This is a genomic window from Kitasatospora sp. NPDC058218 (genome assembly GCF_042882445.1).
Classification (GTDB): domain Bacteria; phylum Actinomycetota; class Actinomycetes; order Streptomycetales; family Streptomycetaceae; genus Kitasatospora.
In genome coordinates, this window is record NZ_JBHVWC010000038.1 from 84,337 (window position 1) to 97,666 (window position 13,330).

General features: G+C 72.6%; 12 protein-coding genes and 1 tRNA gene. 5 read left to right on the forward strand and 8 right to left on the reverse strand.

Annotated features, from left to right (window positions below; translation table 11 throughout):
• Nucleotides 1–68: 68 nt before the first annotated feature.
• Nucleotides 69–548 (forward strand): MarR family winged helix-turn-helix transcriptional regulator, encoded by a 480-nt coding sequence (locus tag ACFVYI_RS23835; RefSeq protein ID WP_387888865.1) that lies wholly within the window; start codon nt 69–71, stop codon nt 546–548.
• A gap of 16 nt (nt 549–564) precedes the next feature.
• On the opposite strand, the gene ACFVYI_RS23840 is transcribed toward ACFVYI_RS23835, so the two are convergent.
• Nucleotides 565–1,722: a cystathionine gamma-synthase gene (locus tag ACFVYI_RS23840; protein ID WP_387888866.1), complete on the reverse strand. Its 1,158-nt coding sequence runs from the start codon at nt 1,720–1,722 to the stop codon at nt 565–567.
• A 141-nt stretch (nt 1,723–1,863) separates the two neighbouring features.
• Between ACFVYI_RS23840 and msrA the strand changes: the two genes are divergently transcribed.
• Entirely contained in the window at nt 1,864–2,529 is a 666-nt protein-coding gene (gene msrA, locus ACFVYI_RS23845; protein ID WP_387888889.1) for a peptide-methionine (S)-S-oxide reductase MsrA, read from the forward strand.
• A 16-nt stretch (nt 2,530–2,545) separates the two neighbouring features.
• On the opposite strand, the gene ACFVYI_RS23850 is transcribed toward msrA, so the two are convergent.
• From ACFVYI_RS23850 to ACFVYI_RS23865, 4 genes are all read right to left on the reverse strand, one after another.
• On the reverse strand, nt 2,546–3,037 hold the full coding sequence (locus ACFVYI_RS23850) for a DUF1203 domain-containing protein (RefSeq protein ID WP_387888869.1): 492 nt from the start codon (nt 3,035–3,037) through the stop codon (nt 2,546–2,548).
• Between the two features lie 104 nt (nt 3,038–3,141).
• The gene (locus tag ACFVYI_RS23855) at nt 3,142–4,446 is read right to left on the reverse strand and encodes an Ig-like domain-containing protein (RefSeq protein WP_387888872.1); all 1,305 of its coding nucleotides are present in this window, start codon (nt 4,444–4,446) and stop codon (nt 3,142–3,144) included.
• Between the two features lie 188 nt (nt 4,447–4,634).
• Nucleotides 4,635–4,973 carry a hypothetical protein gene (locus ACFVYI_RS23860; RefSeq protein WP_387888874.1) on the reverse strand — a complete coding sequence of 113 codons (339 nt, stop codon included), beginning with the start codon at nt 4,971–4,973 and terminating at the stop codon, nt 4,635–4,637.
• Between the two features lie 715 nt (nt 4,974–5,688).
• Nucleotides 5,689–7,089, reverse strand: a complete 1,401-nt coding sequence (locus tag ACFVYI_RS23865; protein ID WP_387888877.1) for a cystathionine beta-synthase — start codon at nt 7,087–7,089, stop codon at nt 5,689–5,691.
• A 284-nt stretch (nt 7,090–7,373) separates the two neighbouring features.
• Between ACFVYI_RS23865 and ACFVYI_RS23870 the strand changes: the two genes are divergently transcribed.
• The 3 genes from ACFVYI_RS23870 to ACFVYI_RS23880 all read left to right on the forward strand — a co-directional run bounded on the left by ACFVYI_RS23870 (nt 7,374) and on the right by ACFVYI_RS23880 (nt 11,032).
• Nucleotides 7,374–8,468 (forward strand): SGNH/GDSL hydrolase family protein, encoded by a 1,095-nt coding sequence (locus ACFVYI_RS23870; protein WP_387888878.1) that lies wholly within the window; start codon nt 7,374–7,376, stop codon nt 8,466–8,468.
• Nucleotides 8,469–8,576: 108 nt separating this feature from the next.
• The gene (locus ACFVYI_RS23875; protein WP_387888880.1) at nt 8,577–9,797 is read left to right on the forward strand and encodes an acetyl-CoA C-acetyltransferase; all 1,221 of its coding nucleotides are present in this window, start codon (nt 8,577–8,579) and stop codon (nt 9,795–9,797) included.
• 290 nt (nt 9,798–10,087) lie between these two features.
• Entirely contained in the window at nt 10,088–11,032 is a 945-nt protein-coding gene (locus ACFVYI_RS23880) for a hypothetical protein (RefSeq protein ID WP_387888882.1), read from the forward strand.
• A gap of 156 nt (nt 11,033–11,188) precedes the next feature.
• Here the strand turns inward: ACFVYI_RS23880 and ACFVYI_RS23885 are convergent, their stop codons facing one another.
• The 3 genes from ACFVYI_RS23885 to ACFVYI_RS23895 form a co-directional block, all read right to left on the reverse strand.
• Entirely contained in the window at nt 11,189–11,593 is a 405-nt protein-coding gene (locus ACFVYI_RS23885; RefSeq protein ID WP_387888884.1) for a hypothetical protein, read from the reverse strand.
• Between the two features lie 80 nt (nt 11,594–11,673).
• A complete protein-coding gene (locus ACFVYI_RS23890) occupies nt 11,674–12,600 on the reverse strand; it encodes a Bax inhibitor-1/YccA family protein (protein WP_387888886.1) in 927 nt (308 codons plus the stop codon).
• Between the two features lie 142 nt (nt 12,601–12,742).
• Nucleotides 12,743–12,824 (reverse strand) — tRNA-Leu (locus ACFVYI_RS23895).
• Nucleotides 12,825–13,330 lie beyond the last annotated feature (506 nt).

Consider the following 13,330-nt stretch of genomic DNA (forward strand, 5'->3'; position numbering starts at 1 on the left):
GGGCCCGCCCGGCCCGCGTACGCTGCTGGTTCTGAGCCTCCCTCACCGCACGACGATCGTGAGCCGCGATGACGACGACCTCGCCCCAGGCCACCGACCGCACCGACCCCCTGCACGCCCAACTCCAGTACCAGCTTGCGGTGTTCGCCCGGCGCATGGAGCAGGTCCGCAGCTCCGACGGCGTGGGCGCGCTGGACCGGGCCGCTTACCTGCTGCTCGACCGGCTGGAGCGGCACGGGCCCGCCAACGTCAAGGCCCTGGCCGACGCGCTGGGCGTCGACTCCTCCACCGTCACCCGGCAGGTCGCCCCGCTGGTCGCGGCCGGGCTGGTCGGCCGGGTCCAGGACCCGGCCGACCGCCGTGCGGTACGGCTCGCACTGTCCCCGATCGGCGCCCACCGGCTGGCCGAAGTCCGCGCCGGCCGGGCCGAGTTGGCCCGCCGCCTGGTGGCCGACTGGCCACCCGAGGAACAGCACGTGTTCTGCGCCCTGCTGGCCCGCTTCAACCACTCCATGGAGTCGTACACGGCGGGCCGGCAGGGCGCGTAGGGCCTCGCGGGGAGACCTACTGGCCGAGCGCCTGCTGGAGGTCGGCCAGCAGGTCGTCGATCGACTCGATGCCGACCGAGACGCGCACCAGGTCGGCGGGCACCTCCAGGGCCGAACCGGCCACCGAGGCGTGGGTCATCCGGCCCGGGTGCTCGATGAGCGACTCGACGCCGCCCAGCGACTCGCCGAGGGTGAAGAGCTGCGCGCGGTTGCAGACCTCGACCGCCGCCTCCTCCCCGCCGTTGACGCGGAAGGAGACCATGCCGCCGAACGCCTTCATCTGCTTGGCGGCGATGTCGTGGCCGGGGTGCTCGGGCAGGCCCGGGTAGAGCACCTGGCTGACCCTGGGGTGACCCGCGAGCAGCTCGGCGACCTTCTCGGCGTTGGAGCTGTGCCGGTCCATCCGGACACCGAGGGTCTTGATGCCGCGCAGCACCAGCCAGGCGTCGAACGGGCCGGAGACGGCGCCCATCGCGTTCTGGTGGTAGGCGACCTCCTCGCCGAGGCCCGCCTCGGCCAGCACCAGCGCACCGCCGACGACGTCCGAGTGGCCGCCCATGTACTTGGTGGTGGAGTGCACGACCGCGTCCGCGCCGAGCGCGATCGGCTGCTGCAGGTAGGGGCTGGCGAAGGTGTTGTCGACCACCAGCAGCGCGCCGGCGCCGTGCGCGATCTCGGCGAGCGCGGTCAGGTCGGTGATGCCCAGCAGCGGGTTGGACGGGGTCTCCACCCAGACCGCGCGGGTGTTGGGGCGCAGGGCCTCGCGGACGGTCGACAGGTCCTGGGTGTTGGCGACGGAGAACTCGACGCCCCAGCGGGTCAGGACCTTGGCGAAGAGCCGGAAGGTACCGCCGTAGGCGTCGTTGGGGATCACGATGTGGTCGCCCGGCTTGAGGATGGTGCGCAGCAGGGTGTCCTCGGCGGCCAGGCCGGAGGCGAAGGCCAGGCCGCGGGCACCGCCCTCCAGTGCCGCGAGGCACTCCTCCAGCGCGGTGCGGGTCGGGTTGGCGCTACGGCTGTACTCGTAGCCGCCCCGGAGGCCGCCCACCCCGTCCTGCTTGTAGGTGGACACCTGGTAGATCGGCGTGACGACGGCCCCGGTCTGGGGGTCTGCTTCCTGACCCGCGTGGATGGCGAGGGTCTCGAAGCCCTGGGGAAGCTGGTGCTCGGTCATGACAACGAGCGTAGTGGGCGAACGCCGGGCCGCCTCCCGAAGGGGTTGCGCCGTCCGGAAAGTGCCGACGCTGCCCGGAATCCGGCGGGGGCCGTGAGCGTTGAAACCTGCACAACGCTTCCCGACCAGCTGGAGCAGGCCGTGCTGTTCAACCGCCACAAGACCTCGCTCGTCCCCGCCGACCAGGCGCTGCCCGGCCGGGAGACGCCGGGATTCACCCTCCGCGAGCCGCACACCGTGCTCGGCCACCCGCTCACCGGTCCGTACCCGGCGGGGCTGGAGGTCGCCGACTTCGGGCTGGGCTGCTTCTGGGGCGCCGAGCGCACGTTCTGGCGGCTGCCCGGCGTCTGGACGACGCTGGTCGGCTACCAGGGCGGGCACACCCCGCATCCCACGTACGAGGAGGTGTGCAGCGGGCTGACCGGCCACACCGAGGCGGTCCGGGTGGTCTACGACCCGGCGGTGATCTCGTACGAGCGGCTGCTGAAGACCTTCTGGGAGGCGCACGACCCGACGCAGGGCAACCGGCAGGGCAATGACGTCGGCACCCAGTACCGGTCCGCCGTCTACACCCACACCCCGGCCCAGGCCGCGGCCGTGGCCGCGAGCCGGGAGGCCTTCCAGCCCGCGCTGACCGCGATCGGCCTGGGGTCGATCACCACCGAGATCGGCCCGGCGGGCCCGTTCTACCCGGCGGAGCCGTACCACCAGCAGTACCTGTCCGACGCCAAGAACCCGAACGGCTACTGCGGCCTCGGCGGCACCGGCGCCAGCTGCCCGATCGGCGTGGCCCGCACCGGGGACTGACGGGCCCGGGCCGCCGTCAGGCGCGCCGGACTTCGTGCTGGAAGCAGCCGAACTCCAGCGCGCGGACGTGCACCACGGCCACCTCCGGGTCGGCGAGCAGCTCGACGGCGGCCGCCTCGGCGGTGTCCGGGGTGACGGGCACTCCGCCCAGGATGTGGCCGCGCCGGTCGTAGGCGCGCAACACCCGCGGGCCGCCGTGGAACCCGGCCGGCCAGGACTCGCCCGCGCCCGGGCACGGGTGGGCGTGCACGAAGACCGGGCCGACCTCGTCGTACGGGCCCGGGTCGGCGCCCGTCGCGGCGGCCCAGCGGCGCAGCGGCGCGTAGCCGACCAGGGCGATCCGGTCGCCGGGCAGGGCCCGGGTGAGGCAGCAGCGCAGCGGGGCGCCACCGGTCTCGTCGATCGACCGGACGGGCGGGTGCCCCGCGTCGTCGCGTTCCAGCAGGGCGAGGTGGACGTCGGGGTCGATCGGCCGGACGGCCAGGGCGGGTGCGGTGGTGGTGGTCATGCCCCCAGCCTGCCGCCGGGGCCGGCCGGCGTCCGGCGGATTTCGGTCGTCGCGTTCCACGGCCCGCACCGCGCCGCTCGCCGGACCGGGCGGCCCGGCCCCGCTCAGACCGCGCTGCCGGCCTTCCAGGCGGCCCAGCCCATGTTCCAGCCGTTCAGACCGTTGGAGGGCTCGACGGTCTTGTCGCCGGAGTTCACGACCTCGACGACGTCGCCGATCATCGAGCTCTTGTAGAACTTGTAGCCGTCCGCGCTCTGGTCCTGCCCGCCCTTGACGTCCTTCAGGCCGACGCAGCCGTGGCTGGTGTTCTGGCCGCCGAAGATCGACGACGGGGACCAGTAGTTGCCGTGGATGAAGGTGCCGGAGGTGGTCAGGCGCTGGGCGTGCGGCACGTCGGCGATGTCGTACTCGCTGCCGAGGCCGACGGTCTGCGAGTTCATCCGGGTCTGCTGGTACTGCTCCGAGATGACCATCTTGCCGCCCCAGGTGCGGTACTCGGGCGAACCGCCGGAGATCGGGTAGACGGCGCTGACCTGGCCGTCGGTGGTGACGGTGAGCTTCTTGGCGGCGAGGTCGGCGACGCTGGTCTGCGCGCGGCCGACGGTGAAGCGGACGTCCTTGGACTGGGTGCCGTAGACGCCCTTGGCGGCCTGCACGTCCTTGAGCCGGAGCTTCACGGTGACCTTGGTGCCCTTGGCCCAGTACTCCTGCGGCCGGAAGTCCAGGCGGGTGCTGGAGAACCAGTGCCCGACGATCTCGACGCCGGGCTCGGCTATGACGGTGATCGCCTCCTGGACGGTCTTGCGGTCGGTCACCGGCTTGCTGAAGTTGATCGAGACCGGCATGCCGACGCCGACGACCGAACCGTCCTCGGGGGTGAAGTAGCCGACGAAGGTGTTGGCCGGGGTCGCCGTGGTGAAGACGGCGTTGGCGTCCGCCTCCAGCTTGTCCTTGTCGGTGGCCGAGGCGGTGACGGTGTACTTGGTGCCGCTGGCCGGCGCGGCCGCGGACGTCCAGCCGGTGCCGTCCGAGGAGAGCTCCCCGGCCAGCGCCTTGCCGGTCGAGTCGGCGACCTTGACCGAACCGAGGGTGCCGCCCCTGACGGTGACCCTGACCGGCTCGCTGAAGCTGGCGGCGGTGGAGCCGTCGGCGGGGGTGACGGTGATGACGGCCACCGAGGTCTTCGGCGAGCTGCTCGCGCTCGCGGTGCCGCCCGTGGTGGCGCCGCCGCCCGCGGACCCGCTGCTGCCCGTGCCGGTGCCACTGCCCGCGCCCGTCCCGCCGTCGCCGCTCTTGGTGTCGTTGCAGGCCGCCAGCAGCAGGACCGGCGCACCGATCAGACCGGCCAGCACACCGCGCCGGCTCCAGTTTCCGCCGGCCGCCCGGCCCTGACCGTCCCGTGCCGTCACGTCGCGTTCTCCCTGCTGATCATCCCGGGCATTACGGATACAGAAACGCAATCTGCCCTTTCACGGTTCCATCACCAACGGGAAGAGATCGTATGAGACTACTCAACTTCCCGCCAAATATGGACAAAATGCCCGGTCTGCAGGCAGCAGACCGGGCAGTCACAAGCCGTGACGAAAGCGGGCGACGACTACTCGGCGGACTCGTCCACCGTGTACTCGTCCCAGCCCTCCCCCTCGGCGTCGAACTCGGTCTGCGCGGACTCCCAGGTCGCCGAGGCGAGCTCGACGCCCGGGACGTCGCCGAGCAGGGCGACCGGATCGATGAAGTGCGCGAGCGAACCCGACGGGTCCACCTCGATGGCCTCGACGGACTGGGCGCGCTCCTCGTCGTCGAGGTACTCGTCCTCCGTCACCTGCTGCAGGGCCGCCGCCTTGAGCGCCCCCTCGTCGGTGATCTCGGCGATGAGCTCGATGCTGAGCCGGACGTAGCGCGGTTCGTCCTGGCCGGTCGTGTCAGTGCTGGTCATGCGTGCGAGCGTACGGGAAACCGCCCCGAGCCGAAGGGCCACCCGCCTTGACCCCCACCCCGCCCGTCTTGAGCCCCACCCCGCGCCAAACCCGCCCCGAGCCGAAGCCCCGCCCGTCTTGAGCCCCACCCCGCCCGTCTTGAGCTCCACCCACGCCGAATCCGCCCCGAGCCGAAGGGCCGCGCCGGTGCCGAAAGGGAGAAGGGACGGAGCGACAAAGGAGCGAGGGAGCGCCGACCGTCGGCACCGGGTCAAGCGGCCCGGAGGCGAGCGGGCGAAAACACAGCAGGGCCGGCCCCTCCGAGGAGGGACCGGCCCTGCCGTCTCCGCCGGGGCTCCCCCACCCGGGAGCCGCGGAGACGCGCCAAGCGGCGCGTTGGTGACCGCGGGAGCCGCCGCACCCTGTTGGCCGGCCGAAGCCGGACAGGGGCGGGACGACGACGCCCCCCGCGGTGGGCCCCTCCTGCCCGCAACCGGGCATGGAGGGCAGGACACGGCCGGCCGGGTCAGGGCCGTCCGACGTGTCCGGAGGCGACCGCCACCACCGGGGAGCCGCTCCCGGTCGGTTGCCGTCGTCTCGCTCGGCGTCTTGCCGTTGACCCCAACGATGCCCTGCTCTTGTTAAGCGCGTGCTGCGCGCAGGTGACGCCGGTGTACCACTTCGCCCCCGGACGAACCCTCACCCGAACGGGCGGGTGCCCGTGGTGAGCGGGCGTCAGTGCGAGGCGCGGCCGGCGAGGAATCCCAGCAGGTCCTGGCGGGTGACGATGCCCTGCGGCTTGCCCTCCACCAGCACCACGGCCGCGTCGGCCTTCTCCAGCACCGTCATCAGGTTGGTGACGGTCTCGCCCGAGCCGACCACCGGCAGCGGCTTGGACATCACCTTGTCCAGCGTGTCGCTCAGCTGGATCTCGTTCGCGAAGACACCCTCCAGCAGCAGCTTCTCGGCGACCGAGCCGATGACCTCGCCGGCCATGATGTCGGGGTGGCCGGCCCCCGGGGAGACCACCGGCATCTGCGAGACGCCGTACTCACGCAGCACCCGGACCGCCTCGGCGACGGTCTCGTTGGGGTGCATGTGGACGAACTGCGGGATGCCCTCGTGCTCGATCGCGTCCTTGCGGGCCAGCACCTCGGCGATGTGCGCCTCGTCGGTGGCCGAGGGCAGGAAGCCGTAGTCGGCCATCCAGTCGTCGTTGAAGATCTTCGACAGGTAGCCGCGGCCGCCGTCCGGCAGCAGGACCACCACGACGTCGTCCGGGCCCAGTCGCTTGGCGACCTCCAGCGCGGCGACCACGGCCATTCCGCAGGAGCCGCCGACCAGCAGGCCCTCCTCCTTCGCCAGGCGCCGGGTCATCTGGAACGAGTCCTTGTCGGACACGGCGACGATCTCGTCCGCGACGCCGCGGTCGTAGGCGGTCGGCCAGAAGTCCTCGCCGACGCCCTCGACCAGGTACGGCCGGCCGGTGCCGCCCGAGTAGACCGAGCCCTCCGGGTCGGCGCCGACGACCTTGACCTTGCCGCCGGAGACCTCCTTCAGGTAGTTGCCGGTGCCGGAGATGGTGCCGCCGGTGCCGACGCCGGCCACGAAGTGGGTGATCCGCCCCTCGGTCTGCTCCCACAGCTCCGGACCGGTGGAGTGGTAGTGGGAGGCGGGGTTGTCCGGGTTGGAGTACTGGTCCGGCTTCCAGGCGTTCGGCGTCTCACGGACCAGGCGGTCCGAAACGTTGTAGTAGGAGTCCGGATGCTCCGGGGCGACGGCGGTCGGACAGACGACCACTTCGGCGCCGTACGCGCGCAGGGTGTTGATCTTGTCGGTGGACACCTTGTCCGGACAGACGAAGATGCACTTGTAGCCCTTCTGCTGGGCCACGATCGCCAGGCCGACACCGGTGTTGCCGGAGGTCGGCTCCACGATCGTGCCACCGGGCTTCAGCGCGCCCGAGGCCTCGGCGGCCTCGATCATGCGCATCGCGATCCGGTCCTTCACCGAGCCGCCGGGGTTGAAGTACTCGACCTTCGCCAGCACTGTCGCGCTGATGCCGTCGGTGACCTTGTTGAGCTTGACCAAGGGTGTGTTGCCGACCAGGTCGATGATCGAGTTGTGGTACCGCACGGGGGTCCTCCCGGTCTGTGGGCATGCGAGTGCTTTCGGTACTGCAAAGCCTAGGCTGTGCCATCGACCCCAGCCCTCCCTTGCGCCACACTCCTCCCCGCACCCCGTGCGACCCGCCCGCCGGACCCGCCCGCAGGCCCCGCCCCCGACCGGGTCCCCGCCACACGCCCACGGATGGCCCAGTCCCGTCGATAGTGCGCGGTCGCGGACGGGTAGGAGGTGTACAGGCAACGCGAGTGGCGGCCCCGCCGGGGGGCGGCACGAGGACGCGAAGGGGGCACCGGATGCCAGGGGCACAGGAGTCGCGGGCCCGGGTGGCCCGGCGGATCGCCACCGCTGCGGCGTACGGCGGCGGCGGGCTCGGCCTGCTGGGCGTGGGGCTGGTCGGCGTGCTGCTGACCGAGAGCAAGCTGGCCGTACAGGCCATCGGCGTCCTGCAGGGCGACCCGCCCAAGGCCGACGGCGTCTACGGCGAGGCCTTCGCCGACGCCGGCGCCGACGGGCAGCCGCCCCTGGTGCTCGCCTTCCTCGGCGACTCCACCGCCGCCGGTCTCGGTGTGCTGCGCGCCCGCGAGACGCCGGGTGCGCTGCTCGCCGCGGGCCTGGCGTCGGTGGCCGAGCGGCCGGTCCGGCTGGTCAACGTGGCCCGCTCCGGCGGGCGCTCCGCCGACCTCTCCGGCCAGCTGGAGCTGGCCCTGCCGCACCGCCCCGACATCGCCGTGATCATGGTGGGCGCCAACGACGTCACCCGGCACAGCCCGGCCCAGCTCGCGGTGCGCCACCTCGGCGAGGCGGTCGCCGCGTTGCGCGCCAACGGCTGCGAGGTGGTGGTCGGCACCTGTCCGGACCTCGGCACGATCAAGCCGGTGCGTCCGCCGCTGCGCTGGGTGGCCCGGCGGGTCAGCCGCCAGCTGGCGGCCGCGCAGACGATCGCCGTGGTGGAGGCCGGCGGCCGGACGGTCTCGCTGGGCTCACTGCTCGGGCCGGAGTTCGCGGCCCGGCCCGAGATGTTCGCCGCCGATCGCTACCACCCCTCCGCGCAGGGCTACGCGACGGCGGCGATGGCCGTCCTGCCCTCGCTCTGCGCGGTGCTCGGCCTCTGGCCCGAGGAGGAGCGGCCGACCGGCCCCGTCCTGGGCGAGACGGTGCTCCCGGTGGCGGTGGCCGCGGCCGCCGCGGCGGGCCGCTCCGGCACCGAGGTCGCGGCCGTCGGGGCCGAGGGCGCGACCCGGCGCTGGGCGCTGCTGCGCCACCGGCTGCGGGTCGGCCTGCCGGGCACCTGGGCCGCCGAGGCGGCCCAGGGCGGGCCGGACGCGGGCACCGGGGCCGACCGCGGGAACACGTCGGCCAGCTCACACGCCGGGGCGGGTGACGCCTGAGCTACCAGACGGTAACTTTCCTCCCGGGCGTCCGTGCACCCGGTCGTTCCCGCCGGGCCGCCGCCCGGACACCCCACAGCCCGAAGGTCACTCAGCGAGGAGCCCGCCATGCCCGAAGCCGTCATCGTCAGCGCTGCCCGTTCGCCGATCGGCCGGGCCTTCAAGGGCTCCCTCAAGGACGTCCGCCCCGACGACCTGACCGCCCACATCATCGCCACCGCCCTCGCCAAGGTCCCCCAGCTCGACCCCCGCGACATCGACGACCTGATGCTCGGCTGCGGCCTGCCCGGCGGCGAGCAGGGCCACAACCTCGCCCGGATCGTCGCCGTCCAGATGGGCATGGACTACCTGCCCGGCGCCACCATCACCCGCTACTGCTCCTCCTCGCTCCAGACCACCCGGATGGCACTGCACGCCATCAAGGCCGGCGAGGGCGACGTCTTCATCTCCGCCGGCGTCGAGACCGTCTCCCGCAGCGTCAACGGCACCTCCGACGGCATGCCGGGCACCATGAACCCGCTCTTCGACGACGCCCAGGCCCGCACCGCCCACCGCGCCGAGCAGGGTGGCGGCCAGTGGCACGACCCGCGCGAGGACGGCCTGGTGCCCGACGCCTACATCGCGATGGGCCAGACCGCCGAGAACCTCGCCGCCCTCAAGGGCATCACCCGCGCCGAGCAGGACGAGTTCGGCGTCCGCTCGCAGAACCTCGCCGAAGCCGCCCTCAAGTCCGGCTTCTGGGAGCGCGAGATCACTCCCGTCACCCTCCCCGACGGCACCGTCGTCAGCACCGACGACGGCCCCCGCGCCGGCGTCACCCTCGAAGGCGTCTCCGGCCTCAAGCCCGTCTTCCGCCCCGACGGCACCGTGACCGCCGGTAACTGCTGCCCCCTCAACGACGGCGCCGCCGCCCTCGTCATCATGTCCGACACCAAGGCCCGCGAGCTCGGCATCACCCCCCTCGCCCGCGTCGTCTCCACCGGCGTCAGCGCCCTCTCCCCCGAGATCATGGGCTACGGCCCCGTCGAGGCCTCCAAGCAGGCCCTGCGCCGCGCCGGCCTCACCATCGACGACATCGACCTCGTCGAGATCAACGAGGCCTTCGCCGCCCAGGTCATCCCGTCCTACCGCGACCTGGGCATCGACCTCGACCGCCTGAACGTCAACGGCGGCGCCATCGCCGTCGGCCACCCCTTCGGCATGACCGGCGCCCGCATCACCACCACCCTGATCAACTCCCTCCAGTGGCACGACAAGCAGTTCGGCCTGGAGACCATGTGCGTCGGCGGCGGCCAGGGCATGGCGATGGTGATCGAGCGGCTCAGCTGACCCCGGGAGTCAACCCCGAAGGGTCCAGACCACCCATTTGGAGTGACGCAGAGTAATTGAGGGCCGGATCACACCGAGAGGTCGATCCGGCCCTCTTTTCTTTCGAATCGGGCCCGGAAATCGACAGTGCGGAGCGGATCAACTCCGCAGCGTAGAACGGTGTTACCTAACAATTTGGGGACAAGCGCGAAAGTCCCGGACAAATTAGACATTCGCCACTGCGGTAACAGCCCCGTATGGGGCAGTGTGGAGAGGTAACCCCGTTCCACTCCTCCCTAGGAGTACGTTCCGTGAGCGCCGTCTACACCCTCCTCCTGCTGATACTGATCACCGTGTCGACCGCCCTGCTGGTCCACCTCCGGAGGCTCTCCCGCCGGCTGGACGCCCAGGCCGCAGCGCCCGCACCGGTCGACGAGGCCTCGATCCGCCGGGCCGTCGCCGAGGCGCTCGCCGCCGACCGCGAGCGGGAGATCACCGAGGCCCGCGCCTTCTGGGCCGAGCAGGAGGCCCGCGCGGCCGAGGACGCGCCACTGTTCGACTCCCCCTTCGCCGGCGTGCTCGGCTCCACCGACGAGTGGCCGCTCTTCTTCCCCCGGCCGACCGGTCCGCAGGAGGCCGCCGACAACGCGGGCACCATGGACCCGGAGTTCGGCGAGGCGCTGCGCTCCGCGCTGGAGGACCTGATCAACGAGGGCGGCACCGAGCCGGCCGGACCCGGCCCCGAGGGCGGCGTCCCGCTGCGCCCCGGCCACCCGTCCGGCCACCCGGCCGGTGAGGGCGGCGGTGACGCCCGGGCCCGCCGCGAGGCCGACCTGCTGGCCACCGGCCTGGAGTCCGGACTGCTGGACGCCGAGCCGGCCGTCGAGGACGCGCCGACGCCCGCCCCCGACCCGCGCCGCCACCCCTCGCACCCCGACTTCGTGCCCAGCCAGGCGCCGTCCCGCGAGTGGACCGACACCCGGCTGACCACGCTCGCCGAGGAGGGCGTGGCGCTGATCGACGTGCGCCCCGGCCCGCTCGGCACGCTGGACGTGTACGCCTTCGCCGACGGCACCACGCTCTGCGTCGCCCCCGGCGACCGGGAGGCCGCGTACCGGTTGATCGACGCCGTCCGGGCCGGCGAGGACGTCCGGCTGCTCGGCGGCTCGCGGTTCTCCGGCTCGTACTCGCTGACCTTCTCCACCGACGAGGACGCCGTCTACGTGCTCGCCGACCGGGTGGTCGCCAGCATCTGACGTCACCGGCCACCGACGCCGGACGCGAACGCGGCTGACCGCACACCAGAAGGCCGACCGGATCAAGGGGTTACCGATCCGGTCGGCCTTCGGCGTTCCCGCATGTCGCGCAGGACCCACAAGCCCCCGCAGGCCCCGCAGGCCCCACTGAGGAGCTCAGCCGCAGAGCGCGGCCGTGGCGGCCACCTCGGCCAGCGCCCGGGCGAGCAGCGCCTCGGCCGTCGCGGGCCCGCCCAAGGGCCCCGGGAGCGGCACCAGCGCCGGCGCCGGCAGGGCGGCCAGGGCGGCCGCCAGGTCGTGCCCGGCGACGGCCAACTGGTCGCCGGCCGCGAAGGCCCCGGCGTCCGGGAACTCCCTCGGCGCCCCGTCCGGCCCGGTCGGCCCGCCCGCCACCGCCTCGGCGGCCTGCGCCGCCGCCGCCAGCCGGCGGGCCAGCGCCAGCGCGGCGGCGGCCCGGGAGGGGTGGCCGGGTACCGCGCCCAGCAGCCGGCTCTGCGGCATCGAGCGGAAACGATCCGCCAGGGCTTCGACGACTGCGGCGAGGGAGGCTGCTTCAGGCATGGCGCGAGCCTAACGAAAGCCGCCGGGCCCCGGAGCGGAAGGCTCCGGGGCCCGGCGGCAGTGCGCGGGGGTCGCGGCGATCAGTCGTCGCCGCGCAGGATCGCGATCAGTCGCAGCATCTCGATGTAGATCCAGACCAGCGACAGGGTGAGCCCGAAGGCGGCCCGCCAGGCCTCCTTCTGCGGGGCGCCCTGCGCGATGGCCTGCTCGATGGCCGCGAAGTCCAGCGACAGGAAGAACGCGCCGAGGCCGATGCCGACCAGGCCCACCACGATGCCCAGCGGGCCGGAGCGCAGCCCCATGTCCGCACCGAACATCGACGCGACCATGTTGATCACCAGCAGCAGCACGAAGCCCATGGCGATCGCGATGCCGATCCGCGTGTAGCGCGGGGTGACCCGGATCCGGCCGGTCTTGTAGGCGATCAGCATCGCCGCGAAGACCGCCGCGGTGCCCAGCACCGCCTGGATCGCGATGCCCGGCCAGATGGTGTTGAACACCTTGGTCACGGCACCGAGCGCGAAGCCCTCCAGGCCCGCGTAGAGCAGGATCAGCGGCGGGCTGACGCTCCGCTTGAACGAGATCACCAGGCCGACCACGAAGGCGATCAGCGAGGCGCCGATGGCCAGGCCGAAGTTCCGGTCCGGCAGCGCGAACCAGGCCAGCCCGCCGGCCGCGACCAGGGTGAGCAACGTCATGGCGGTGCGCGCGACGACGTCGTCGAGCGTCATCCGACCCGTCGCCAGCGGACCGGCGGACGGCGCGCGGTACATCTCGACCAGCTGCTCGTCGGTCAGCGGACCCTGACCCTGCGGCTGCTGGGCGTAGGGGCTGCCCGCGTAGGGGTTGTTGCCGTACGGGTTGTTGCCGTACGGGTTGCTCTGGCCGTCGGGACCGGTGGCGTACGGACTCCCGGCCGGCGGGGCCTGCGTGGTACCGAAACCCGCGTAGCCGGGCTCGCGGGTGAAGGACCCCTCCCGCGAGAAGACCGGGTTGCTGCTTCTCATTGCTCATTCCCTCCGTGGCGGCACTGCACCGCCCGCACCACAAGGGTAATGGGTTGGCAAAAGAATGGGGATACGCCGCGAGGAGGATCCGGTGAACGGCTCCCGGCGGGGACGCCCGATGGCGTCCCCGCGTGTCGAGCGGTGCCCGGAGCCGGACTCGAACCGGCACGGCCTCACGGCCAAGCAGTTTTAAGCTGCCCGTGTCTGCGTTCCACCATCCGGGCCTTCTGCGGACCTGCCCTGCCGACGGCCGGAGGTGGTGCTCCGTCCCCGTGCGGGCCGTCCCCGAGCCTAGTCGCCCGCCTCCCCCTTTCGCATGTTCCCAGCCAGGGAAGTTGTCATGTTTCCTTGCCATCTGACGAACAGTTCGTGATTTGGCCAGCCAAAGCGCGCTATCCGGCCACGGGACTCCGGTAAGGGTCGACGTCATACCGGAGGATGAGGGCTTTATCCGGGCGTACGCCCAGCGGTGGTCAGGGCAACCGTCCGGCGGAGCGACGAGAAACCGTGATCACGTGGCCGAGCATGGAAATACGGCCGGAACCCTGCGGTGACCGGCCGTCCAACGACCTCCCCGCGCTCTCCCGGCGCCGCCGCAGCCCGACCCACAAGGAGCATCCCCGTGACCACGTCGACCGCAACCGCCGTCCGTACCGGCCGGGCGGCCGCCCGCGCCACCGGTCTCAACAAGGTCTACGGGGACGGGGAGACCCGCGTCGTCGCCCTCGAC

What these genes read in the sequence shown, in the direction of transcription:
- ACFVYI_RS23890 (WP_387888886.1), bottom strand. Translation starts at nt 12,600, where the DNA reads ATGAGAAGCAGCAACCCGGTCTTCTCGCGGGAGGGGTCCTTCACCCGC.
- ACFVYI_RS23860 (WP_387888874.1), bottom strand. Translation starts at nt 4,973, where the DNA reads ATGACCAGCACTGACACGACCGGCCAGGACGAACCGCGCTACGTCCGG.
- ACFVYI_RS23885 (WP_387888884.1), bottom strand. Translation starts at nt 11,593, where the DNA reads ATGCCTGAAGCAGCCTCCCTCGCCGCAGTCGTCGAAGCCCTGGCGGAT.
- ACFVYI_RS23850 (WP_387888869.1), bottom strand. Translation starts at nt 3,037, where the DNA reads ATGACCACCACCACCGCACCCGCCCTGGCCGTCCGGCCGATCGACCCC.
- ACFVYI_RS23840 (WP_387888866.1), bottom strand. Translation starts at nt 1,722, where the DNA reads ATGACCGAGCACCAGCTTCCCCAGGGCTTCGAGACCCTCGCCATCCAC.
- ACFVYI_RS23875 (WP_387888880.1), top strand. Translation starts at nt 8,577, where the DNA reads ATGCCCGAAGCCGTCATCGTCAGCGCTGCCCGTTCGCCGATCGGCCGG.
- ACFVYI_RS23870 (WP_387888878.1), top strand. Translation starts at nt 7,374, where the DNA reads ATGCCAGGGGCACAGGAGTCGCGGGCCCGGGTGGCCCGGCGGATCGCC.
- ACFVYI_RS23835 (WP_387888865.1), top strand. Translation starts at nt 69, where the DNA reads ATGACGACGACCTCGCCCCAGGCCACCGACCGCACCGACCCCCTGCAC.